Here is a 26133-nt window from a genome sequence, read left to right as displayed (position 1 = left end):
TTACATACGAGCTTTAAAGATCGCAATGATTTCTTCAAGGCTTGCTTTACGAGGGTTAGTCAAAGAACAAGCATCATTCAGTGCGTTTTGCGCCATAAATGCTAGCTTATCTTCAGTAACACCCAAATCACCTAAACGTTGTTTAGTTCCTACCTTCTCAGACAGCGCGTCAATCGCTTCTAGAGCAGCATTAACCGCTTGTTCTTGAGTCATTGCCGAAACATCAACCCCCATCGCTTTTGCAATATCAACAAAACGTTCAGGAACTTGTTGCGCATTGAAACGAGATACTTCAGCAAGAAGAATCGCATTACATAGGCCGTGAGCAAGATCGTAAACACCGCCAAGTTGGTGAGCCATTGAGTGAACATAACCCAATGATGCATTTGAGAACGCCATTCCCGCTAAATATTCGCCGTACTGCATTGCATCACGAGCCGTGCGGTTCTGGCCATCATTAACTGCCGTTTCTAAATTATTAACAATCAATTCAATTGCTTTAATTGCTGAGGCATCAGTAATCGGTGTCGCAGCAGTAGAAACGTAAGCTTCAATCGCGTGCGTTAATGCATCCATACCCGTTGCTGCGGTCAAGAATTTAGGCATTGCAACCATAAGTTCAGAATCGTTAACCGCAATAATTGGGGTAAAGTGCTTATCAACTACAGGATACTTAGTTTCATCTTCTTGGTTAGTAATAATAGCAAAAACCGTCATTTCAGATGCAGTACCTGCGGTTGTATTTACTGTTACTAATGGAAGTTGTGGCTTTTTAGAAAGATGAACACCTTTTGAGTAGTCTCGAATATGACCACCATTTGCCGCCACTAATGCAATACCTTTTGCCGTATCGTGTGAAGAACCACCACCAAAAGAAATTACAAAATCACATTGGCTTGTAGCTAGCAACTCTAAGCCATCTTCAATATTTTTTTCTGTTGGGTTTGGCTGAACACCATCATAAATAACATAGTCTAGCTGATGAGAAGCAAGCTCTTCAGTTAACTTGTTTACTAAGCCCACTTCCACTAGCACTTTATCGGTGACAATCAAAGCTTTCTTAAGCTCTTTTGAAGCCAATTCAGCACCTAGGGATTGAATTGCATTTGGGCCCATTAATGTTACAGGAGGCATGTAAAATACATTGCTCATAGTCGTGCTCCACTTAATTTATATGTAATTTTTGTTGTTCTTATCGCACCGTAATTAATGCAATAAGACCTTGAAATCGGTTATTGGATTTGTCGATTCAGCACTATGGCTGTCTGCTTTATTTATGTTGTTTGCTTCGACGAGAAACATCATAAACCTTTCCGATATCACAACAATCCCACAAAAAAAGAAAACACTATTACTAGAACGCAATAATAAACATTACCCAGCTGATTCTTATCTATCCTTTTCTAGCCCATCAGATAGCCAAAGATGTGACGCTCTGCATAAACCCACTTAAGAATAATTAATAACAATAATCGAATAATTATTTATTTTTTCACTACAGACTATTCCAATCTCAATATAAAAATTGTAATCTGATTTTTTCTGGTTAGGGATGATCAGTAAATAGCTATTTAAGAGAACAAAAATAGATAGCAAGCCGTTGTTTACATTAAAATTACTATCAGAAAGGTTTCATTATGCAAGAACATGTCGCTAAACCACCCGCCAAGTCCAAATCCAACTGGATGATGTTTTTATTACCATCGTTAATTGGAGTATTTTTATTCATGGCTCCAATCAGCTATGACGGCAACATCACAATCCCAATTGCAGTACTAGCAAAAACCGTGCAACAGCTGTTTGAAGGCTCACTGGTTGATATTGTCACCTTTGTGATCAGCTTTACTGCGGTTATGTCGATCATAACTAAAACCATTAAGCCTTCTTTTATTACTCGAAACGCTTTCCTTAATGGTTTATTTAATCCATCGATGGCTTGGTTCATCGTACAGCTCTTAGGTGGTGCATTCGTCCTTATGACCTACTTCGGTTTTGGTCCTGCGATGATCAGCGATGGAGCAACGGGCGGTCTCGTACTGAACGATCTACTTCCCGTACTATTTTCGGTCTTTATTTTTGCTGGCTTACTATTACCACTATTACTTAATTTTGGTCTGCTAGAGTTCTTTGGCACTTTGTTTACTCGCATCATGCGTCCGGTTTTCGGCTTACCGGGTCGCTCATCTGTTAACTGTATTGCATCATGGCTAGGCGACGGCAGTGTTGGCGTACTACTAACAAGTAAACAATATGAAAAAGGCATGTACACTCAACGAGAAGCAGCCATCATTGGTACAACATTCTCAGCGGTATCTATTACTTTTAGCTTGGTTGTAATTACTCAAGTAGGCCTTGCAAACATGTTTGCTCCTTTCTACTTAACAGTATGTTTGGCTGGCTTTGTCGCTGCCGTTGTTGTTCCTCGTTTGCCTCCATTGTCATGGAAAAAAGATGTCTACATTGATGGCACAACAGAAAAAGAAGATTTTGAAGCCGTTCCAGCAGGCCACAACGTTGTAAGTTACGGTCTTGAACAAGCTCTAAATAAAGCTGCGGAAGTCAAAAGCTTACGTGCTGTTGCTTTAGATGGCGTAAAAAATGCGGTAGATATGGTATTTGGTGTGCTGCCAATTGTTATGGCTATCGGTACAATTGCTCTTGTGGTCGCAGAAAACACGCCAGTCTTTGAGCTATTAGGACAACCATTCATTCCGTTTCTTGAGCTATTGCATGTACCAGAAGCTGCAGCTGCCTCAGAAACTATCGTGGTTGGCTTTGCAGATATGTTCCTACCATCGATTTTAGCATCTGGTATTGAGAGCGAGATGACCCGTTTTATCATTGCGGCAATGTCAGTCACTCAGCTTATCTATATGTCTGAAATTGGTGCTCTATTAGTTGGTAGTAAGGTTCCAGTAAAAATCTGGGAGCTGTTTGTGATCTTTATTCTAAGAACACTGGTCACCCTACCTGTTATTGCTGGTGTAGCACATCTAATTTTCTAACTTTGACTTAGATAATCTTCCAAATATCTACAGCCGACCTATCATGGGTCGGCTTTTTTTTATCTATTAAATAAAAATACATTAATACCGCATATTAAAGCAGTTACGACACCATCCAGAATACTAGCCAACCCATTGAAATATAAGTAAAAAAACCTACACACAATAATGCATAATGCGATCAACTTCATAAAAAACAAAGTGTGATCTTGCTTCAAAATTGTATTTATTGCATATGAGCACACTTTCGCTCTGCGAAAAATAATGAAATTCATAAAAAACTTATAAATATTGCATAACTCATTAATTTCATAGGGATCTCATGAAGTTTAATAAAACTCTTATCGCCACCTCTCTTCTTGCTGCATTGACTCTTTCTGGTTGTGGTAGTGATTCAAACAATTCTGATACATCAACACCACCAACAGATTCAAAAACCAAAACAATCACTGTTATTGATGGTTATTTAACAGAAGCAGAAGTATGCGCAGATAAAAATAACAATAAGCTGTGTGATAATGGTGAAAGCATTGGCCTAACTAATGAAAAAGGCCAACTAACCGTATCAAAAGAGCTAGCTTCTTACCCTCTTATTGCTAAGGTTATTGCAGGAAAGACTAAAGACAGTGATAGCATTGGTTATGTCGCTAACAGTTACACCATGGGAGCATCAAAAGAGCTAAATGTTATTACTCCATTTACTACAATGGCACACAATGACAATATCTCTTTAGATGAACTAGCCAGCCAACTAAACCTAGATAGCAAAACTATCAGCGGTGATTACGTTGCAGATAAAGCGACAAATAAAGAAGCAACCAAAGCCCACCTTATCGCACGTTCAGTCACATCGGCTTTACCAGAAAACCTTACTCAGCTAAATAAAGATCAAATTACTAAAGTGGTGACAGCGACTCAAAAGACAATAGAGAAGCATGAAAACAACGGTACGCTGAGTGAATTAGACGATGTTCGTGTTGTAATTGACGAAGCTGGAAACGTTGAAGAGCAAGAATTAGTTAATAACTTACATTCATACTTAACATCAAAAGATGCTTGGTTCCTAGGCAGCATGAACCAAGGCTATATGAATGATGAAGGTATTCAAAAAGCAATCTACAAAGAAGACGGTACTTCCGAATGGTTTGAGCAAGATGGAACTTCATCAGGCAAAGAATCATTTAAAGTAGATGGTAACCACTTTATCGAAGCCGATGGTTCAAAAGGCGATGAATTTATTTTCACATCGCCAAACCTAGCTTTAACTGTTGCATCAGGTGATGGTAATGACTTACTGTTCTGGACGCCTAAAACGCTGGACGACACCTTTACACCTGAGCTGCTAACTAAAAACCAGTTTGAGAATAAAACGTGGTTCTTCGTAGGTGATGATTCAACATCTCATACTCCAGAGCCAATGATGGCTGAAATGAAGTTCTCTCCATTGGCCGAAAATGGTGTGGGAACTGTGACCATTACAGAAAATGGTGAATCATTTGAGATCACTTGGCAGTTGAAAGAATTTAATGAATTTGGTCAACACAATGTCCTATTCTTAGACTTCCCTGAAGGTGATAGCGATATGAAAGTAATGCCAGTCACTAAGGGGAATGGTTTGATGTTAGTTTCAGATTTGGCTCGTCAGACTGAACTATTTAATCTATTTGTTGATAGTAAAGAACAAGCAGAAACCATCATCAAAAAATGGGTTAACGCTCAACAATAATGAGTGAACAAAAAGGCGATCATCAGATCGCCTTTTCTTTTTATGTCTCCACAGGCTTCATCAACCCTTGTAGATCTTAGGGTTGAATACATCTCGCAACCAATCACCTAATAAGTTAATAACCAATACCAGCACCACCAATACCAGTCCAGGGAATGCGGTGATCCACCAAGCACCCGAGAAAATATAGTTAAAACCAATGCTAATTAGAGAGCCTAGCGACGGTTGATCTACAGGTAAACCTAAGCCCAAGAAAGACAATGCGGCTTCTGACATAATCGCATTAGCAACCTGTACTGTAGATATCACTAAAATTGGCGATAAACAGTTAGGAAGAATATGACGAAACATAATACGAGGAGCTCTAAAGCCCATAACTTTTGCCGCTTCAACATATTCTTTTTTCTTCTCCGCCAGTACGGAAGCTCGGATAGTACGGGCATACTGTGGCCATTCGGCAATACCTATAATGACAACCAACATCACCACAGCATATTGAGCATACAACTCAGACCCTAATGCGGTTCGAAAAATAGCAGAGATAATGATTGCCACCATCATTGTTGAAAATGACAGTTGAACATCGGCGATGCGCATTAAAAAATTATCAATACGACCACCGAAATATCCCGCACTTAAACCGATAATAACCCCAAGAATTAACTGCAATCCAACAGCTAACAAACCAATAGTGAGTGATAACCGAGAACCATATAAGATGGTAGAAAAAATATCACGTCCCTGATCATCAGTACCTAAAGTAAAACGCTCATCCCCCTCATCCATCCATGACGGAGGCAATTCAGCATCCATAATATCGATTGATGACAAGTCATAAGGATTTGTCGGTGCAATAAAAGGAGCAAAGACAGCCATAGTGGCAAAAGCCATAAAGATCGCAAAACTGACCATTGCGACTTTATCTTTACGGAAGAAATATAAAAAATCGGATTGTTTAAAACGCTGCCAACGACTTGGTGTTGTAATAACTTGCTCACTCATGATTATGCTCCTTTACCCGTTAAATTCACTGTTGGATTAACTAAGCCATAGAGCAAATCAACCACAGTATTGGTTACAACAAAGATCAGACCAACAAAAATGACATAAGCGGTTATTAAAGGAGTATCCACTCGATTAATCGCATCCAAAAACAGCAACCCTGTTCCCGGCCACTGAAAGACACTCTCGGTTAGTATGGTATAGGCAATCATGGTACCGATCTGAACACCACCGACAGTAAGCACTGGTAACATAGTATTTTTTAATGCGTGCTGATAGTAAATCGCTTGTAATGGTAACCCCTTTGCTTTGGCAAACTTCACATACTCAGAGCTTAAAACTTCGAGCATTTCGGAACGAACCAAACGAATAAAAAGTGGCAACATAATGGAAGCTAGCGCAACACAAGGTAAGACTAAATGCTTTAAACCATCTAAAGTAAAATATCCCGATTCCCACCCAAAAACATTTGTAGTTTCGCCACGACCAAAGGACGGCAGCCAACCAAGTTCTATGGAAAAAACATACATCAGCATGATTGCAGTTAAAAATACTGGGATGGAAATACCAATACTGCTAAAGGCCATTATGGCTTTCGTTGCGGTGCTATGAGGGTGAATCGCCGAATAGACTCCAAGCGGAATGGATATCACAACGATCAATACCGTTGCTCCAAAGACAAGCTCAAGAGTTGCCACTAACTTATCTAATATCACTTCAGCTGCTGGTCGTTTAAAGGTATACGAAGTTCCTAAATCGCCCTGTACTGCATTAGTGAGAAAACGACCGTATTTAGTAACAAAAGGATCATTTAACCCCAATTCATTACGTAACTCTTGCCGCTCAGCTTCAGATACCGACTGTCCAACCAATTCACGTAATGGATCACCGAGATTATCTTGAATAGCAAACGCCACCAAGCTGATCACAAACATCACTATCAGCGCCTGAAATAGGCGTTTAACCAAAAAAGTAAACATTCCTTGTTCCTCATAAGCTCAGAGCCGACACTCCTATCGGCTCTGTTTACTGCTAATTACTGCTTATCAACCACCAAATCACCAAAATATGGCATTACCATCGGGTTAACGATTTCAGCGGCATGGACATTAGAGCGAGCGCCCCAAGCCTCGCTTTGCCAGTGAAGAGGGACAAAGGCGGCATCTTTATACAGTAAGGTTTCCACTTTCTGCAGCATCTCTTTTCGCTTTGCCATATCTGTTTCTTTATTAGCGGCTTCCACTAACTGATCAACTTCAGGGTTGGAATAGAAACCACAGTTATACTGGCCCTTACCGGTTTCGGTGTTACGAGTCATAGTAAGAAACTCAGTTAAGTTAGCTGAATCTTCCGTATCAGAGTGCCAGCCAATCATCAGCATATCAGCAGCACACTTATCAAATTCAGGCCAATACTGAGCTTTAGGCATAGTTTTTAAATCAACTTTAATCCCTATTTTTGAGAGCATCGCGGCTGTAGCTTGTGCAACTTTGGCATCATTAACATAACGATTATTTGGCGCAATCATTGATAGGTTAAAGCCTTTCTCGTACCCTGCTTCTTTCATTAATGCTTTGGCTTTTTTGAGATCATAACGACCAACAAGCTCAGGGGTATAACCTTGATATCCTTCAGGTCCTTGTTGGTTTGCAGCCGTCGCAAAACCTTTCATGATCTTCTTAACAATACCTTCGTTATTAATGGCATGTACAATCGCCTGACGAACGCGAGGATCTTTTAATGCTTCATTACTGTTTTGATTCATTTGGAAAGAAATAATGCGAGTGCCAGGCAAAGTGACTAAATCAATATCACTGGCTTCTTTAATTCGCTTATGATCATTAGGAGCAACAGGATGGATCATATCAACACCACCCGATAATAACGCCGCAACTCGGGTAGCATCTTCTTTGATTGGCAAAATTGTAATTTTCTCAACATTGCCTTTAGAGTCTTTATCCCAGTAGTCAGCAAAACGAGCAAACTCCAGTTTTACCCCTTGCTCACGCCCTGTCACGGTAAATGGGCCGGTACCTGAAACATGAGTAGAGGCAAACGAGTTACCATGCTTGACCACTTCTGCCTTGTCCTTACCATCTTCAGTTTTACCACTGTAGAATTTACTATCCATCGGGAAGATATAAGTAGCAGTCTGTAGCACCAATGGATAGGTGTCTTTTGAAATCAAATCCACCGTATAATCATCCACTTTCTTCATCTCTGAGTATGGTTCAAAGATAGCTTTAAAATCAGGAGAATCTTGCAGGCGATTGAACGTCCAAATCACATCATCGGCCGTCATAGTATTACCCGAATGGAATTTTACGCCTTGGCGCAGGGTAAAACGGAAAGTATGGTCATCGATACGCTGCCAACTTTGAGCTAAGCGCGGTTCAAATTCCATTTTCTGAGTAAAACGCACTAAAGGATCAAAAGCCATGTGGGAAAACTGCAGCGTTCCCCCTGATAATTGCTCATGAGGATCCAAAGAAACAGGATCGGAGGCGTATCCCACTTTCACTTCAGCGGCTAACGCACTCATACTCAATCCAGCTGCCATCAATGCGACAACCAATTTACTCTTTAAGGTTTTCATTGCATAACTCCTTTACGCGAAATGGGGATCATATCCCTGATGTTGTGTGCTTTTATCTATTATCCCAAAGCCACTACTGGCTGTGGCGATTCTTTTAATCCAGTAAACTCAGGCATTAAAGAAATTAACTTTTTACTATAACTATGCTCAGGAGCCGTAAACAATTTCTCAGTCGCCGCAACTTCAAGCAACTGACCATATTGCATGACTCCTACCCGATCGCACATCTGTCGAATAACCGGTAAATCATGACTAATAAACAACATAGTCAAACCTAGTTCATCTTGAAGATCTTTAAGCAGATTGAGGATTTGAGCTTGAACGGAAACATCCAATGCAGAAGTTGGCTCATCACAAATCAAAAGCCGAGGGCGGGTTGCTAAAGCACGAGCAATAGAAATACGTTGACGCTGGCCCCCTGAAAACTCATGAGGATATTTCACCCCAGCAGCTCGGCCAAGACCTACATGATCAAGTAAATCATTCACAACTGCTCGGGTTTGCGTTTCATTTTCTGTCAGTCGGTGGAATCGAATAGGCTCAGCAATAATATCGAAGATTCTCATCCGAGGATTCATAGATGTATAAGGGTTTTGAAATACCATTTGCATCTGTCGACGAAAAGGCTGGCGTTGACGTTCCGATGTCAAAGCGGTGAGATCAATACCTTCGAAGACCACTTGACCAGAGTTAGGTGGATAGAGACCTGCTATCACTCTGGCTATCGTCGATTTTCCAGAACCAGATTCACCTACTAAGCCAAATGTTTCGCCTTCATAAATACCAAAACTCACATTATTTGAAGCTTGAACATATTCACGACGACTGGCAAAGAATGAATCCTTAGTAATAAAACGCAGATTAACTTGATTCACTTGTAATAGCGCACCTTGATAATCTCGCTGCGGCTCTCGTTGGCCCAACCAATGTGTTTTGATATCAAGCGGCTTCATCTCTTTTGCCTGCTCAATGTAGCTCACCAAAGGAAAACGCTTTAACTTGATATCGGAACGAGGTACAGCTGAGATTAAACTGCGTGTATAAGCATGATTTGGATGATGAAGAACTTGATCTGTCGTGCCAAACTCCACCAAATCACCTTGATACATTACCGCTACCTTGTCTGTCACATTGGCAACGACTCCCATATCATGAGTCACCAACATGCAACCAACATTTTTTTCAAGGCAGAGCTTACGGATAAGATTAAGGATTTGATCTTGAATAGATACATCTAATGCAGTGGTTGGTTCATCAGCAATAATCAGATCAGGCTCACCAGCAAGTGCAATGGCAATGACCACACGTTGACGCATACCACCGGAAAATTGATGTGGGTACTGCTTAATACGAATTTCAGGCTCGTTAATGCCTACTTGCTGTAATAGTTCTAATGCTCGTTGATACGCTTGAGAACTAGAAAGCTTTAAGTTTGTCACGATAGTTTCTGTAAGTTGCTGCTCAATCGTGAAGAGCGGATTCAGCGAGGTCATTGGATCTTGGAATATAAATCCCACTTTATTTCCTCTGATCTTCCTCATCTGATCTGGAGTCAAACCAGAAATCACTTCTCCATCTAGCAGTACTTCGCCACTGGCAATATGTCCAGGAGGACTGAGCAGATCAATAACACCATTACCCACGGTGGATTTACCAGCACCAGACTCACCAACAACACCTACAATTTCGCCACGTTCAATACTAAATGACAGTGATTTCACTGCAGCAAACACACCATGTCGAGAAGGATATTCTATCCGTAGATTATTTACTTCCAATAACGCCATTTCAGACTCCAACTGTCTAACAGTTCCATTCCATGTCTGTGATATTTCATCCATGAGATTTAGAACAATGCTCTAAATCAGAATACGCTTAATCATTAAGCCAATATTTTACAAAACTACAACAAATCAATACTAACAACTTTAAACAACAAGATATAGATTGAATATTTAATCAAATTTTATTCACTTGCATGATTTATCACCGAATAAATAAACAACTAATAATGCGATAAAGATTTTACTTTTAGTTTATCTAACTATAAATACCGTGATTTCTATCAACAATCTACTTTTTTGATCCTGCATATTCTTGCACTATGAGAAAAATCAAACTTTAACAAATTTAAAACATCTTACTATATTGTTAGTCAAATACAGCTTAAATAACAGACAAGGTGGATAGAATTAAGAGGTTTTGCTAATAAAGAAGAATATAAGCAGAATAATATTAGGAGAGGTGGGCTATAAAATATCAAATTATCTACTTTTAATATCAGCCTTATACGATAGGCTAGCTTCTAATAGAAATCTAGATGACTTAAATTACGGGTAAAGCAAGTATAGCGTTATGCAGAGATCTAGCACTTGGAAGCTGAATTTGGCACAAGATCTTGTTCTTTCCACTGAGGCTTTCAGTATGAGACAAGGCTGACAGAAGTAGATAATCCAGCATTACAGCTCATAAAATGACGCTTAGTATTTTTAGCCCCGTAAACGAAAAAAGCCTGACTCTTTTGAATCAGGCTTTTCTAAATAAGTGACGAAGCGGACGGGACTGCTATGCCGAACATCAGCGCGCCCCCGGCGTGACAGGCTGGCCCCAGTTCTTAAACAAAAAGCAAACCAACTGAACTACCGCTCAACTTCCATCTATCTTTTATTTATAAAGCATGTAACGAAAAAAAGCCTGACTCTTTCGAATCAGGCTTTCTCTAAATAAGTGGCGGAGCGGACGGGACTCGAACCCGCGACCCCCGGCGTGACAGGCCGGTATTCTAACCAACTGAACTACCGCTCCACTCAAACTACCGTATGTTCAGTACGATAGTTTAAATTGGGTGCTTGGCGATGTCCTACTCTCACATGGGGAGACCCCACACTACCATCGGCGCTGCTGCGTTTCACTTCTGAGTTCGGCATGGATTCAGGTGGGACCACAGCGCTAAGGTCGCCAAGCAAATTCGTTTATTTCAAGCAGCGCTTGAAATAGCAATCTGGGAAAGTTAACTGGTTCTCAAACTTACATTCAAGTGTTTGTGGAGTCCGATAAAACCCCTTGGGTGTTGTATGGTTAAGCCTCACGGGCAATTAGTACAGGTTAGCTCAACGCCTCACAGCGCTTACACACCCTGCCTATCTACGTCGTAGTCTCCAACAACCCTTTAGGATACTTAAAGTATCAGGGATGACTCATCTTGAGGCTCGCTTCCCGCTTAGATGCTTTCAGCGGTTATCGATTCCGAACTTAGCTACCGGGCAATGCGTCTGGCGACACAACCCGAACACCAGAGGTTCGTCCACTCCGGTCCTCTCGTACTAGGAGCAGCCCCTCTCAATCATCCAACGCCCACGGCAGATAGGGACCGAACTGTCTCACGACGTTCTAAACCCAGCTCGCGTACCACTTTAAATGGCGAACAGCCATACCCTTGGGACCGACTTCAGCCCCAGGATGTGATGAGCCGACATCGAGGTGCCAAACACCGCCGTCGATATGAACTCTTGGGCGGTATCAGCCTGTTATCCCCGGAGTACCTTTTATCCGTTGAGCGATGGCCCTTCCATACAGAACCACCGGATCACTATGACCTGCTTTCGCACCTGCTCGAACCGTCATTCTCGCAGTTAAGCGGGCTTATGCCATTGCACTAACCTCACGATGTCCGACCGTGATTAGCCCACCTTCGTGCTCCTCCGTTACTCTTTGGGAGGAGACCGCCCCAGTCAAACTACCCACCAGGCACTGTCCTCACCCCAGATGATGGGGCCAAGTTAGAACATCAACACTACAAGGGTGGTATTTCAAGGACGACTCCACGCAAACTGGCGTCTGCGTTTCAAAGTCTCCCACCTATCCTACACATGTAGGGTCAATGTTCAGTGCCAAGCTGTAGTAAAGGTTCACGGGGTCTTTCCGTCTAGCCGCGGGTACGCTGCATCTTCACAGCGATTTCAATTTCACTGAGTCTCGGGTGGAGACAGCGTGGCCATCATTACGCCATTCGTGCAGGTCGGAACTTACCCGACAAGGAATTTCGCTACCTTAGGACCGTTATAGTTACGGCCGCCGTTTACCGGGGCTTCGATCAAGAGCTTCGACTTACGTCTAACCCCATCAATTAACCTTCCGGCACCGGGCAGGCGTCACACCGTATACGTCATCTTTCGATTTTGCACAGTGCTGTGTTTTTAATAAACAGTTGCAGCCACCTGGTATCTGCGACTCTCGATAGCTCCATCCGCGAGGGACTTCACCATTAAGAGCGTACCTTCTCCCGAAGTTACGGTACCATTTTGCCTAGTTCCTTCACCCGAGTTCTCTCAAGCGCCTTGGTATTCTCTACCCGACCACCTGTGTCGGTTTGGGGTACGATTTCTTACTATCTGAAGCTTAGAGGCTTTTCCCGGAAGCATGGCATCAATGACTTCGCTACCGTAGTAGCTCGACATCGTATCTCAGTGTTAATGATGAACCGGATTTGCCTAATTCATCCACCTACGTACTTGGACCTGGACAACCGTCGCCAGGCTCACCTAGCCTTCTCCGTCCCCCCATCGCAATAGTAAGAAGTACGGGAATATTAACCCGTTTCCCATCGACTACGCCTTTCGGCCTCGCCTTAGGGGTCGACTCACCCTGCCCCGATTAACGTTGGACAGGAACCCTTGGTCTTCCGGCGAGGGAGTTTTTCACTCCCTTTGTCGTTACTCATGTCAGCATTCGCACTTCTGATACCTCCAGCACACTTTACAATGCACCTTCAACGGCTTACAGAACGCTCCCCTACCCAATGTGCAAAGCACATTGCCGCAGCTTCGGTGTATAGCTTAGCCCCGTTAAATCTTCCGCGCAGGCCGACTCGACCAGTGAGCTATTACGCTTTCTTTAAATGATGGCTGCTTCTAAGCCAACATCCTGGCTGTCTGAGCCTTCCCACATCGTTTCCCACTTAGCTATAACTTTGGGACCTTAGCTGGCGGTCTGGGTTGTTTCCCTCTTCACGACGGACGTTAGCACCCGCCGTGTGTCTCCCGGATAGTACTTACTGGTATTCGGAGTTTGCAAAGGGTTGGTAAGTCGGGATGACCCCCTAGCCTTAACAGTGCTCTACCCCCAGTAGTATTCGTCCGAGGCGCTACCTAAATAGCTTTCGGGGAGAACCAGCTATCTCCGAGTTTGATTGGCCTTTCACCCCTAGCCACAAGTCATCCGCTAATTTTTCAACATTAGTCGGTTCGGTCCTCCAATTGATGTTACTCAATCTTCAACCTGCCCATGGCTAGATCACTCGGTTTCGGGTCTAATCCTAGCAACTATGACGCCCAGTTAAGACTCGGTTTCCCTACGGCTCCCCTAGATGGTTAACCTTGCTACTAAAATTAAGTCGCTGACCCATTATACAAAAGGTACGCAGTCACAGGACTAGGCCTGCTCCTACTGCTTGTACGTACACGGTTTCAGGTTCTATTTCACTCCCCTCACAGGGGTACTTTTCGCCTTTCCCTCACGGTACTGGTTCACTATCGGTCAGTCAGGAGTATTTAGCCTTGGAGGATGGTCCCCCCATATTCAGACAGGATAACACGTGTCCCGTCCTACTCGATTTCACTGATAATGCGCTGTTGGTTACGGGGCTATCACCCTTTATTGCCATGCTTTCCAGCATGTTCACCTAACGCAAGATTAGCTTAAGGGCTAATCCGGTTTCGCTCGCCGCTACTGCCGGAATCTCGGTTGATTTCTCTTCCTCGGGGTACTTAGATGTTTCAGTTCCCCCGGTTCGCCTCACAATGCTATGAATTCACATTGAGATAACTGCTTATGCAGCTGGGTTTCCCCATTCGGAAATCGTAGACTCAAGTGGCTCTTACTGCCTCATCTACGCTTATCGCAAGTTAGTACGTCCTTCATCGCCTCTGACTGCCCAGGCATCCACCGTGTACGCTTAGTCACTTAACCATACAACCCCAAGAGGTTTCGTATGGCTCAACAACCAAGGTTTTTATGTTTTCGCCGGACTCTTACACAAGACACTTGAATGTGTTTGTTTTGAGAACTCGTTTTTATCTTTCGATAAAAACTTAAAATAAATCAATCATTCGATTGAATTTACTAGTCAGCTTTCCAGATTGTTAAAGAGCATTGTGTTTCTTTCGAACCACTTTTTAAAAACTCTCAAAAGAGTGCTTAAAGAGTGGTGGGCGATACCGGGCTCGAACCAGTGACCCCCTCCTTGTAAGGGAGGTGCTCTCCCAACTGAGCTAATCGCCCTCCGAAGTTTTACATCTTCGAGGAGAAGATGGTGGGTCGTGCAGGATTCGAACCTGCGACCAATTGATTAAAAGTCAACTGCTCTACCAACTGAGCTAACGACCCGTGGCGTCCCGTAGGGGAGTCGAACCCCTGTTACCGCCGTGAAAGGGCGGTGTCCTAGGCCTCTAGACGAACGGGACACTGTTCGTACTTAATGTTGTTGGGCAACATTAAGTGGCTCTTTTACATTTCAACCAAGCAATCTGTGTGGACACTGCGTAAAACGCAGTCTTTTTTGTAAGGAGGTGATCCAGCCCCAGGTTCCCCTAGGGCTACCTTGTTACGACTTCACCCCAGTCATGAACCACACCGTGGTAAACGCCCTCCCGAAGGTTAAGCTATCTACTTCTGGTGCAGCCCACTCCCATGGTGTGACGGGCGGTGTGTACAAGGCCCGGGAACGTATTCACCGTGGCATTCTGATCCACGATTACTAGCGATTCCGACTTCACGGAGTCGAGTTGCAGACTCCGATCCGGACTACGACATACTTTCTGGGATTCGCTCCACCTCGCGGTCTTGCTGCCCTCTGTATATGCCATTGTAGCACGTGTGTAGCCCTACTCGTAAGGGCCATGATGACTTGACGTCGTCCCCACCTTCCTCCGGTTTATCACCGGCAGTCTCCCTGGAGTTCCCACCCGAAGTGCTGGCAAACAAGGATAAGGGTTGCGCTCGTTGCGGGACTTAACCCAACATTTCACAACACGAGCTGACGACAGCCATGCAGCACCTGTCTCAGAGTTCCCGAAGGCACACTCGAATCTCTTCAAGCTTCTCTGGATGTCAAGAGTAGGTCAGGTTCTTCGCGTTGCATCGAATTAAACCACATGCTCCACCGCTTGTGCGGGCCCCCGTCAATTCATTTGAGTTTTAATCTTGCGACCGTACTCCCCAGGCGGTCTACTTAACGCGTTAGCTCCGAAAGCCACGGCTCAAGGCCACAACCTCCAAGTAGACATCGTTTACGGCGTGGACTACCAGGGTATCTAATCCTGTTTGCTCCCCACGCTTTCGCATCTGAGCGTCAGTCTTTGTCCAGGGGGCCGCCTTCGCCACTGGTATTCCTTCAGATCTCTACGCATTTCACCGCTACACCTGAAATTCTACCCCCCTCTACAAGACTCTAGCCTGCCAGTTTCAAATGCAATTCCGAGGTTAAGCCCCGGGCTTTCACATCTGACTTAACAGGCCGCCTGCATGCGCTTTACGCCCAGTAATTCCGATTAACGCTCGCACCCTCCGTATTACCGCGGCTGCTGGCACGGAGTTAGCCGGTGCTTCTTCTGTAGGTAACGTCAAATAGTGCAGGTGTTAACTACACTACCTTCCTCCCTACTGAAAGTGCTTTACAACCCGAAGGCCTTCTTCACACACGCGGCATGGCTGCATCAGGGTTTCCCCCATTGTGCAATATTCCCCACTGCTGCCTCCCGTAGGAGTCTGGACCGTGTCTCAGTTCCAGTGTGGCTGATCATCCTCTCAGACCAGCTAGGGATCGTTGCCTTGGTGAGCCATTACCTCACCAACAAGCTAATCCCACCTGGGCTAATCCTGACGCGAGAGGCCCGAAGGTCCCCCTCTTTGCTCCGAAGAGATTATGCGGTATTAGCTATCGTTTCCAATAGTTATCCCCCACATCAGGGCATATTCCCAGGCATTACTCACCCGTCCGCCGCTCGCCGCCCTTAACGTTCCCCGAAGGTTCAGTTAAGTCGCTGCCGCTCGACTTGCATGTGTTAGGCCTGCCGCCAGCGTTCAATCTGAGCCATGATCAAACTCTTCAATTAAAGTTTTGTTGTATCTACCGATACGGCTCAATGAATACTGTTAATTCATCATAAAATGATGAATGAATTGACTGTGCTGATACCGAAGTATCACTTGGTCACTCAGTTTCATTGATTAAATCTTTTAGACTAAATCATTTCACGAGTGCCCACACAGATTGCATGGTCAAATTGTTAAAGAACGTTGACTATTCAATGCCTTAGCGTTTTGTGCTTCAGCAAGTCAGGTGGCGTATAATACGCTTTTCTGATATTCAGTCAAGATAAAATTTTCAACTTTTTCACTAAGTGGTTAAAAAGTAAAAACCTTATATTGACGTCGCTCACATTCCAATCAGTGGGAGCGAAATAAAAGCCCGCTCAGCAAAGCGGGCTTTCAAAATGGGCGCTTGGCGATGTCCTACTCTCACATGGGGAGACCCCACACTACCATCGGCGCTACTGCGTTTCACTTCTGAGTTCGGCATGGATTCAGGTGGGACCACAGCGCTAAGGTCGCCAAGCAAATTCGTTTATTTCAAGCAGTGCTTGAAATAGCAATCTGGGAAAGTTAACTGGTTCTCAAACTTACATTCAAGTGTTTGTGGAGTCCGATAAAACCCCTTGGGTGTTGTATGGTTAAGCCTCACGGGCAATTAGTACAGGTTAGCTCAACGCCTCACAGCGCTTACACACCCTGCCTATCTACGTCGTAGTCTCCAACAACCCTTTAGGATACTTAAAGTATCAGGGATGACTCATCTTGAGGCTCGCTTCCCGCTTAGATGCTTTCAGCGGTTATCGATTCCGAACTTAGCTACCGGGCAATGCGTCTGGCGACACAACCCGAACACCAGAGGTTCGTCCACTCCGGTCCTCTCGTACTAGGAGCAGCCCCTCTCAATCATCCAACGCCCACGGCAGATAGGGACCGAACTGTCTCACGACGTTCTAAACCCAGCTCGCGTACCACTTTAAATGGCGAACAGCCATACCCTTGGGACCGACTTCAGCCCCAGGATGTGATGAGCCGACATCGAGGTGCCAAACACCGCCGTCGATATGAACTCTTGGGCGGTATCAGCCTGTTATCCCCGGAGTACCTTTTATCCGTTGAGCGATGGCCCTTCCATACAGAACCACCGGATCACTATGACCTGCTTTCGCACCTGCTCGAACCGTCATTCTCGCAGTTAAGCGGGCTTATGCCATTGCACTAACCTCACGATGTCCGACCGTGATTAGCCCACCTTCGTGCTCCTCCGTTACTCTTTGGGAGGAGACCGCCCCAGTCAAACTACCCACCAGGCACTGTCCTCACCCCAGATGATGGGGCCAAGTTAGAACATCAACACTACAAGGGTGGTATTTCAAGGACGACTCCACGCAAACTGGCGTCTGCGTTTCAAAGTCTCCCACCTATCCTACACATGTAGGGTCAATGTTCAGTGCCAAGCTGTAGTAAAGGTTCACGGGGTCTTTCCGTCTAGCCGCGGGTACGCTGCATCTTCACAGCGATTTCAATTTCACTGAGTCTCGGGTGGAGACAGCGTGGCCATCATTACGCCATTCGTGCAGGTCGGAACTTACCCGACAAGGAATTTCGCTACCTTAGGACCGTTATAGTTACGGCCGCCGTTTACCGGGGCTTCGATCAAGAGCTTCGACTTACGTCTAACCCCATCAATTAACCTTCCGGCACCGGGCAGGCGTCACACCGTATACGTCATCTTTCGATTTTGCACAGTGCTGTGTTTTTAATAAACAGTTGCAGCCACCTGGTATCTGCGACTCTCGACAGCTCCATCCGCGAGGGACTTCACCATTAAGAGCGTACCTTCTCCCGAAGTTACGGTACCATTTTGCCTAGTTCCTTCACCCGAGTTCTCTCAAGCGCCTTGGTATTCTCTACCCGACCACCTGTGTCGGTTTGGGGTACGATTTCTTACTATCTGAAGCTTAGAGGCTTTTCCCGGAAGCATGGCATCAATGACTTCGCTACCGTAGTAGCTCGACATCGTATCTCAGTGTTAATGATGAACCGGATTTGCCTAATTCATCCACCTACGTACTTGGACCTGGACAACCGTCGCCAGGCTCACCTAGCCTTCTCCGTCCCCCCATCGCAATAGTAAGAAGTACGGGAATATTAACCCGTTTCCCATCGACTACGCCTTTCGGCCTCGCCTTAGGGGTCGACTCACCCTGCCCCGATTAACGTTGGACAGGAACCCTTGGTCTTCCGGCGAGGGAGTTTTTCACTCCCTTTGTCGTTACTCATGTCAGCATTCGCACTTCTGATACCTCCAGCACACTTTACAATGCACCTTCAACGGCTTACAGAACGCTCCCCTACCCAATGTGCAAAGCACATTGCCGCAGCTTCGGTGTATAGCTTAGCCCCGTTAAATCTTCCGCGCAGGCCGACTCGACCAGTGAGCTATTACGCTTTCTTTAAATGATGGCTGCTTCTAAGCCAACATCCTGGCTGTCTGAGCCTTCCCACATCGTTTCCCACTTAGCTATAACTTTGGGACCTTAGCTGGCGGTCTGGGTTGTTTCCCTCTTCACGACGGACGTTAGCACCCGCCGTGTGTCTCCCGGATAGTACTTACTGGTATTCGGAGTTTGCAAAGGGTTGGTAAGTCGGGATGACCCCCTAGCCTTAACAGTGCTCTACCCCCAGTAGTATTCGTCCGAGGCGCTACCTAAATAGCTTTCGGGGAGAACCAGCTATCTCCGAGTTTGATTGGCCTTTCACCCCTAGCCACAAGTCATCCGCTAATTTTTCAACATTAGTCGGTTCGGTCCTCCAATTGATGTTACTCAATCTTCAACCTGCCCATGGCTAGATCACTCGGTTTCGGGTCTAATCCTAGCAACTATGACGCCCAGTTAAGACTCGGTTTCCCTACGGCTCCCCTAGATGGTTAACCTTGCTACTAAAATTAAGTCGCTGACCCATTATACAAAAGGTACGCAGTCACAGGACTAGGCCTGCTCCTACTGCTTGTACGTACACGGTTTCAGGTTCTATTTCACTCCCCTCACAGGGGTACTTTTCGCCTTTCCCTCACGGTACTGGTTCACTATCGGTCAGTCAGGAGTATTTAGCCTTGGAGGATGGTCCCCCCATATTCAGACAGGATAACACGTGTCCCGTCCTACTCGATTTCACTGATAAAGCGCTGTTGGTTACGGGGCTATCACCCTTTATTGCCATGCTTTCCAGCATGTTCACCTAACGCAAGATTAGCTTAAGGGCTAATCCGGTTTCGCTCGCCGCTACTGCCGGAATCTCGGTTGATTTCTCTTCCTCGGGGTACTTAGATGTTTCAGTTCCCCCGGTTCGCCTCACAATGCTATGAATTCACATTGAGATAACTGCTTATGCAGCTGGGTTTCCCCATTCGGAAATCGTAGACTCAAGTGGCTCTTACTGCCTCATCTACGCTTATCGCAAGTTAGTACGTCCTTCATCGCCTCTGACTGCCCAGGCATCCACCGTGTACGCTTAGTCACTTAACCATACAACCCCAAGAGGTTTCGTATGTTCAAACAACCAAGGTTGTCTATCTGAGTTGTGATAGACGTTGTTTCGCCGGACTCTTACACAAGACACTTGAATGTGTTTGTTTTGAGAACTCGTTTTTATCTTTCGATAAAAACTTAAAATAAATCAATCATTCGATTGAATTTACTAGTCAGCTTTCCAGATTGTTAAAGAGCATTGTGTTTCTTTCGAACCACTTTTTAAAAACTCTCAAAAGAGTGCTTAAAGAGTGGTGGGCGATACCGGGCTCGAACCAGTGACCCCCTCCTTGTAAGGGAGGTGCTCTCCCAACTGAGCTAATCGCCCTCCGAAGTTTTACATCTTCGAGGAGAAGATGGTGGGTCGTGCAGGATTCGAACCTGCGACCAATTGATTAAAAGTCAACTGCTCTACCAACTGAGCTAACGACCCGTGGCGTCCCGTAGGGGAGTCGAACCCCTGTTACCGCCGTGAAAGGGCGGTGTCCTAGGCCTCTAGACGAACGGGACACTGTTCGTACTTAATGTTGTTGGGCAACACTAAGTGGCTCTTTTACATTTCAACCAAGCAATCTGTGTGGACACTACGCAAAGCGCAGTCTTTTTTGTAAGGAGGTGATCCAGCCCCAGGTTCCCCTAGGGCTACCTTGTTACGACTTCACCCCAGTCATGAACCACACCGTGGTAAACGCCCTCCCGAAGGTTAAGCTATCTACTTCTGGTGCAGCCCACTCCCATGGTGTGACGGGCGGTGTGTACAAGGCCCGGGAACGTATTCACCGTGGCATTCTGATCCACGATTACTAGCGATTCCGACTTCACGGAGTCGAGTTGCAGACTCCGATCCGGACTACGACATACTTTCTGGGATTCGCTCCACCTCGCGGTCTTGCTGCCCTCTGTATATGCCATTGTAGCACGTGTGTAGCCCTACTCGTAAGGGCCATGATGACTTGACGTCGTCCCCACCTTCCTCCGGTTTATCACCGGCAGTCTCCCTGGAGTTCCCACCCGAAGTGCTGGCAAACAAGGATAAGGGTTGCGCTCGTTGCGGGACTTAACCCAACATTTCACAACACGAGCTGACGACAGCCATGCAGCACCTGTCTCAGAGTTCCCGAAGGCACACTCGAATCTCTTCAAGCTTCTCTGGATGTCAAGAGTAGGTAAGGTTCTTCGCGTTGCATCGAATTAAACCACATGCTCCACCGCTTGTGCGGGCCCCCGTCAATTCATTTGAGTTTTAATCTTGCGACCGTACTCCCCAGGCGGTCTACTTAACGCGTTAGCTCCGAAAGCCACGGCTCAAGGCCACAACCTCCAAGTAGACATCGTTTACGGCGTGGACTACCAGGGTATCTAATCCTGTTTGCTCCCCACGCTTTCGCATCTGAGCGTCAGTCTTTGTCCAGGGGGCCGCCTTCGCCACTGGTATTCCTTCAGATCTCTACGCATTTCACCGCTACACCTGAAATTCTACCCCCCTCTACAAGACTCTAGCCTGCCAGTTTCAAATGCAATTCCGAGGTTAAGCCCCGGGCTTTCACATCTGACTTAACAGGCCGCCTGCATGCGCTTTACGCCCAGTAATTCCGATTAACGCTCGCACCCTCCGTATTACCGCGGCTGCTGGCACGGAGTTAGCCGGTGCTTCTTCTGTAGGTAACGTCAAATAGTGCAGGTGTTAACTACACTACCTTCCTCCCTACTGAAAGTGCTTTACAACCCGAAGGCCTTCTTCACACACGCGGCATGGCTGCATCAGGGTTTCCCCCATTGTGCAATATTCCCCACTGCTGCCTCCCGTAGGAGTCTGGACCGTGTCTCAGTTCCAGTGTGGCTGATCATCCTCTCAGACCAGCTAGGGATCGTAGCCTTGGTGAGCCATTACCTCACCAACAAGCTAATCCCACCTGGGCTAATCCTGACGCGAGAGGCCCGAAGGTCCCCCTCTTTGCTCCGAAGAGATTATGCGGTATTAGCTATCGTTTCCAATAGTTATCCCCCACATCAGGGCATATTCCCAGGCATTACTCACCCGTCCGCCGCTCGCCGCCCTTAACGTTCCCCGAAGGTTCAGTTAAGTCGCTGCCGCTCGACTTGCATGTGTTAGGCCTGCCGCCAGCGTTCAATCTGAGCCATGATCAAACTCTTCAATTAAAGTTTTGTTGTATCTAACGATACGGCTCAATGAATACTGTTAATTCATCATAAATGATGAATGAATTGACTGTGCTGATACTTACGTATCACTTGGTCACTCAGTTTCATTGATTAAATCTTTTAGACTAAATCATTTCACGAGTGCCCACACAGATTGCATGGTCAAATTGTTAAAGAACGTTGACTATTCAATGCCTTAGCGTTTTGCGCTTCAGCAAGTCAGGTGGCGTATAATACGCTTTTCTGATATTCAGTCAAGATAAAATTTTCAACTTTTTCACTAAGTGGTTAAAAAGTAAAAACCTTATATTGACGTCGCTCACATTCCAATCAGTTGGAGCGAAATAAAAGCCCGCTCAGCAAAGCGGGCTTTCAAAATGGGCGCTTGGCGATGTCCTACTCTCACATGGGGAGACCCCACACTACCATCGGCGCTGCTGCGTTTCACTTCTGAGTTCGGCATGGATTCAGGTGGGACCACAGCGCTAAGGTCGCCAAGCAAATTCTTTTTCGTTACGAGTGTCGAGATTTCTCGATACGAGACTCCTAACGTTACAATCTTAAAAACTGACTATCGCGATACTCGATAACTCGATTCTCGCGTCTCAAACTTACATTCAAGTGTTTGTGGAGTCCGATAAAACCCCTTGGGTGTTGTATGGTTAAGCCTCACGGGCAATTAGTACAGGTTAGCTCAACGCCTCACAGCGCTTACACACCCTGCCTATCTACGTCGTAGTCTCCAACAACCCTTTAGGATACTTAAAGTATCAGGGATGACTCATCTTGAGGCTCGCTTCCCGCTTAGATGCTTTCAGCGGTTATCGATTCCGAACTTAGCTACCGGGCAATGCGTCTGGCGACACAACCCGAACACCAGAGGTTCGTCCACTCCGGTCCTCTCGTACTAGGAGCAGCCCCTCTCAATCATCCAACGCCCACGGCAGATAGGGACCGAACTGTCTCACGACGTTCTAAACCCAGCTCGCGTACCACTTTAAATGGCGAACAGCCATACCCTTGGGACCGACTTCAGCCCCAGGATGTGATGAGCCGACATCGAGGTGCCAAACACCGCCGTCGATATGAACTCTTGGGCGGTATCAGCCTGTTATCCCCGGAGTACCTTTTATCCGTTGAGCGATGGCCCTTCCATACAGAACCACCGGATCACTATGACCTGCTTTCGCACCTGCTCGAACCGTCATTCTCGCAGTTAAGCGGGCTTATGCCATTGCACTAACCTCACGATGTCCGACCGTGATTAGCCCACCTTCGTGCTCCTCCGTTACTCTTTGGGAGGAGACCGCCCCAGTCAAACTACCCACCAGGCACTGTCCTCACCCCAGATGATGGGGCCAAGTTAGAACATCAACACTACAAGGGTGGTATTTCAAGGACGACTCCACGCAAACTGGCGTCTGCGTTTCAAAGTCTCCCACCTATCCTACACATGTAGGGTCAATGTTCAGTGCCAAGCTGTAGTAAAGGTTCACGGGGTCTTTCCGTCTAGCCGCGGGTACGCTGCATCTTCACAGCGATTTCAATTTCACTGAGTCTCGGGTGGAGACAGCGTGGCCATCATTACGCCATTCGTGCAGGTCGGAACTTACCCGACAAGGAATTTCGCTACCTTAGGACCGTTATAGTTACGGCCGCCGTTTACCGGGGCTTCGATCAAGAGCTTCGACTTACGTCTAACCCCATCAATTAACCTTCCGGCACCGGGCAGGCGTCACACCGTATACGTCATCTTTCGATTTTGCACAGTGCTGTGTTTTTAATAAACAGTTGCAGCCACCTGGTATCTGCGACTCTCGACAGCTCCATCCGCGAGGGACTTCACCGTTAAGAGCGTACCTTCTCCCGAAGTTACGGTACCATTTTGCCTAGTTCCTTCACCCGAGTTCTCTCAAGCGCCTTGGTATTCTCTACCCGACCACCTGTGTCGGTTTGGGGTACGATTTCTTACTATCTGAAGCTTAGAGGCTTTTCCCGGAAGCATGGCATCAATGACTTCGCTACCGTAGTAGCTCGACATCGTATCTCAGTGTTAATGATGAACCGGATTTGCCTAATTCATCCACCTACGTACTTGGACCTGGACAACCGTCGCCAGGCTCACCTAGCCTTCTCCGTCCCCCCATCGCAATAGTAAGAAGTACGGGAATATTAACCCGTTTCCCATCGACTACGCCTTTCGGCCTCGCCTTAGGGGTCGACTCACCCTGCCCCGATTAACGTTGGACAGGAACCCTTGGTCTTCCGGCGAGGGAGTTTTTCACTCCCTTTGTCGTTACTCATGTCAGCATTCGCACTTCTGATACCTCCAGCACACTTTACAATGCACCTTCAACGGCTTACAGAACGCTCCCCTACCCAATGTGCATAAGCACATTGCCGCAGCTTCGGTGTATAGCTTAGCCCCGTTAAATCTTCCGCGCAGGCCGACTCGACCAGTGAGCTATTACGCTTTCTTTAAATGATGGCTGCTTCTAAGCCAACATCCTGGCTGTCTGAGCCTTCCCACATCGTTTCCCACTTAGCTATAACTTTGGGACCTTAGCTGGCGGTCTGGGTTGTTTCCCTCTTCACGACGGACGTTAGCACCCGCCGTGTGTCTCCCGGATAGTACTTACTGGTATTCGGAGTTTGCAAAGGGTTGGTAAGTCGGGATGACCCCCTAGCCTTAACAGTGCTCTACCCCCAGTAGTATTCGTCCGAGGCGCTACCTAAATAGCTTTCGGGGAGAACCAGCTATCTCCGAGTTTGATTGGCCTTTCACCCCTAGCCACAAGTCATCCGCTAATTTTTCAACATTAGTCGGTTCGGTCCTCCAATTGATGTTACTCAATCTTCAACCTGCCCATGGCTAGATCACTCGGTTTCGGGTCTAATCCTAGCAACTATGACGCCCAGTTAAGACTCGGTTTCCCTACGGCTCCCCTAGATGGTTAACCTTGCTACTAAAATTAAGTCGCTGACCCATTATACAAAAGGTACGCAGTCACAGGACTAGGCCTGCTCCTACTGCTTGTACGTACACGGTTTCAGGTTCTATTTCACTCCCCTCACAGGGGTACTTTTCGCCTTTCCCTCACGGTACTGGTTCACTATCGGTCAGTCAGGAGTATTTAGCCTTGGAGGATGGTCCCCCCATATTCAGACAGGATAACACGTGTCCCGTCCTACTCGATTTCACTGATAATGCGCTGTTGGTTACGGGGCTATCACCCTTTATTGCCATGCTTTCCAGCATGTTCACCTAACGCAAGATTAGCTTAAGGGCTAATCCGGTTTCGCTCGCCGCTACTGCCGGAATCTCGGTTGATTTCTCTTCCTCGGGGTACTTAGATGTTTCAGTTCCCCCGGTTCGCCTCACAATGCTATGAATTCACATTGAGATAACTGCTTATGCAGTTGGGTTTCCCCATTCGGAAATCGTAGACTCAAGTGGCTCTTACTGCCTCATCTACGCTTATCGCAAGTTAGTACGTCCTTCATCGCCTCTGACTGCCCAGGCATCCACCGTGTACGCTTAGTCACTTAACCATACAACCCCAAGAGGTTTCGTATGGCTCAACAACCAAGGTTTTTATGTTTTCGCCGGACTCTTACACAAGACACTTGAATGTGTTTGTTTTGAGAACTCGTTTTTATCTTTCGATAAAAACTTAAAATAAATCAATCATTCGATTGAATTTACTAGTCAGCTTTCCAGATTGTTAAAGAGCATTGTGTTTCTTTCGAACCACTTCTTAAAGACACTCGGTAGTGTGTTTAAGAAGTGGTGGAGCTATGCGGGATCGAACCGCAGACCTCCTGCGTGCAAGGCAGGCGCTCTCCCAGCTGAGCTATAACCCCATCGAAACAAAAGACTTAACCATCACTTTCTCTGGGAGAGAAAGTGGTGGGTCTGAGTGGACTCGAACCACCGACCTCACCCTTATCAGGGGTGCGCTCTAACCACCTGAGCTACAGACCCAAGTCTTTTTGCGTTCTTTACTATTAACCAAGCAA

Annotated in this window: 7 protein-coding genes, 9 tRNA genes and 8 rRNA genes; 2 read left to right on the top strand and 22 right to left on the bottom strand. The window is 46.1% G+C overall.

Features of this window, described 5'->3' with window-relative positions:
* Nucleotides 1-1152, bottom strand: coding sequence for an iron-containing alcohol dehydrogenase (locus WAX86_RS00560; RefSeq protein ID WP_341488979.1), 1152 nt, complete (start codon nucleotides 1150-1152; stop codon nucleotides 1-3).
* Nucleotides 1153-1637: 485 nt separating this feature from the next.
* On the opposite strand from WAX86_RS00560, the gene WAX86_RS00555 reads away from it, so the two are divergent.
* Both WAX86_RS00555 and WAX86_RS00550 read left to right on the top strand, forming a co-directional pair.
* Nucleotides 1638-3005 (top strand): YjiH family protein, encoded by a 1368-nt coding sequence (locus WAX86_RS00555; RefSeq protein WP_065170751.1) that lies wholly within the window; start codon nucleotides 1638-1640, stop codon nucleotides 3003-3005.
* Between the two features lie 322 nt (nucleotides 3006-3327).
* On the top strand, nucleotides 3328-4731 hold the full coding sequence (locus tag WAX86_RS00550; protein WP_151182476.1) for a hypothetical protein: 1404 nt from the start codon (nucleotides 3328-3330) through the stop codon (nucleotides 4729-4731).
* 60 nt (nucleotides 4732-4791) lie between these two features.
* Here WAX86_RS00550 and WAX86_RS00545 read toward each other — a convergent pair whose 3' ends face one another.
* The 21 genes from WAX86_RS00545 to WAX86_RS00445 form a co-directional block, all read right to left on the bottom strand.
* On the bottom strand, nucleotides 4792-5733 hold the full coding sequence (locus WAX86_RS00545; protein ID WP_005302110.1) for an ABC transporter permease: 942 nt from the start codon (nucleotides 5731-5733) through the stop codon (nucleotides 4792-4794).
* A gap of 2 nt (nucleotides 5734-5735) precedes the next feature.
* A complete protein-coding gene (locus WAX86_RS00540; protein WP_005302113.1) occupies nucleotides 5736-6713 on the bottom strand; it encodes an ABC transporter permease in 978 nt (325 codons plus the stop codon).
* A 56-nt stretch (nucleotides 6714-6769) separates the two neighbouring features.
* Complete coding sequence (locus WAX86_RS00535; protein ID WP_065170754.1) at nucleotides 6770-8329, bottom strand: ABC transporter substrate-binding protein; 1560 nt, start codon at nucleotides 8327-8329, stop codon at nucleotides 6770-6772.
* 59 nt (nucleotides 8330-8388) lie between these two features.
* Complete coding sequence (locus WAX86_RS00530; protein ID WP_341489362.1) at nucleotides 8389-10116, bottom strand: ABC transporter ATP-binding protein; 1728 nt, start codon at nucleotides 10114-10116, stop codon at nucleotides 8389-8391.
* 941 nt (nucleotides 10117-11057) lie between these two features.
* Nucleotides 11058-11134 (bottom strand) — tRNA-Asp (locus tag WAX86_RS00525).
* 42 nt (nucleotides 11135-11176) lie between these two features.
* Nucleotides 11177-11292: ribosomal RNA gene (gene rrf / locus WAX86_RS00520) — 5S ribosomal RNA — on the bottom strand.
* Between the two features lie 111 nt (nucleotides 11293-11403).
* Nucleotides 11404-14296 (bottom strand): 23S ribosomal RNA (locus WAX86_RS00515).
* A gap of 236 nt (nucleotides 14297-14532) precedes the next feature.
* A tRNA-Val gene (locus WAX86_RS00510) sits at nucleotides 14533-14608 on the bottom strand.
* Nucleotides 14609-14637: 29 nt separating this feature from the next.
* A tRNA-Lys gene (locus tag WAX86_RS00505) sits at nucleotides 14638-14713 on the bottom strand.
* 1 nt (nucleotide 14714) lies between these two features.
* Nucleotides 14715-14790, bottom strand: a tRNA-Glu gene (locus WAX86_RS00500).
* A 98-nt stretch (nucleotides 14791-14888) separates the two neighbouring features.
* Nucleotides 14889-16440, bottom strand: a 16S ribosomal RNA gene (locus tag WAX86_RS00495).
* 387 nt (nucleotides 16441-16827) lie between these two features.
* A 5S ribosomal RNA gene (gene rrf / locus WAX86_RS00490) occupies nucleotides 16828-16943 on the bottom strand.
* Nucleotides 16944-17054: 111 nt separating this feature from the next.
* Nucleotides 17055-19947, bottom strand: a 23S ribosomal RNA gene (locus WAX86_RS00485).
* A gap of 255 nt (nucleotides 19948-20202) precedes the next feature.
* Nucleotides 20203-20278 (bottom strand) — tRNA-Val (locus tag WAX86_RS00480).
* Between the two features lie 29 nt (nucleotides 20279-20307).
* Nucleotides 20308-20383 (bottom strand) — tRNA-Lys (locus WAX86_RS00475).
* A gap of 1 nt (nucleotide 20384) precedes the next feature.
* Nucleotides 20385-20460: transfer RNA gene (locus tag WAX86_RS00470), tRNA-Glu, on the bottom strand.
* A 98-nt stretch (nucleotides 20461-20558) separates the two neighbouring features.
* Nucleotides 20559-22110: ribosomal RNA gene (locus WAX86_RS00465) — 16S ribosomal RNA — on the bottom strand.
* Nucleotides 22111-22496: 386 nt separating this feature from the next.
* Nucleotides 22497-22612, bottom strand: a 5S ribosomal RNA gene (rrf, locus tag WAX86_RS00460).
* Nucleotides 22613-22771: 159 nt separating this feature from the next.
* Nucleotides 22772-25665: ribosomal RNA gene (locus WAX86_RS00455) — 23S ribosomal RNA — on the bottom strand.
* Together the 16S, 23S and 5S rRNA genes with 9 tRNA genes alongside form the textbook arrangement of a ribosomal RNA operon.
* Before the next feature lie 236 nt (nucleotides 25666-25901).
* Nucleotides 25902-25977: transfer RNA gene (locus WAX86_RS00450), tRNA-Ala, on the bottom strand.
* Between the two features lie 44 nt (nucleotides 25978-26021).
* Nucleotides 26022-26098, bottom strand: a tRNA-Ile gene (locus WAX86_RS00445).
* Nucleotides 26099-26133: the final 35 nt, after the last annotated feature.

It is taken from the genome of Photobacterium damselae subsp. damselae (genome assembly GCF_038086725.1).
Lineage (GTDB): Bacteria > Pseudomonadota > Gammaproteobacteria > Enterobacterales > Vibrionaceae > Photobacterium > Photobacterium damselae.
This window is presented reverse-complemented; position numbering and strand designations above follow the sequence as displayed.